Source organism: Leifsonia sp. HAY1-4F, from assembly GCF_056755275.1.
In genome coordinates this window covers 1-232 of record NZ_JBNDHX010000687.1, presented here as the reverse complement: position 1 = coordinate 232, position 232 = coordinate 1, and the positions used below count along the sequence as shown (strand labels likewise).

Here is a 232-nt window from a genome sequence, read left to right as displayed (position 1 = left end):
CCCCCCCCCCCCCCCCCCCCCCCCCCCCCCCTTCCTCCCAAAGAAGAAAACCACACCCTAGATTAGCGAGTGTCTCGTGGGCTCGGAGATGTGTATAAGAGACAGGGTACGAGCTCTTGATCGACCGGGTGAGGGGGTTACGGGAGAAGGTGTTCTCGTGCGCACGGGCGACGAGGTTCTGCACGTGCAGGGTGAGCCGGACGATGAAGTCCTCGTCGTGCAGGTCGACGAG

Annotated in this window: 1 pseudogene; it reads right to left on the bottom strand. The window is 63.8% G+C overall.

Features of this window, described 5'->3' with window-relative positions:
- Positions 1 to 94: 94 nt before the first annotated feature.
- Positions 95 to 232 (bottom strand): annotated as a pseudogene (locus ACPYOG_RS20980) (PRD domain-containing protein); the annotation flags it as partial.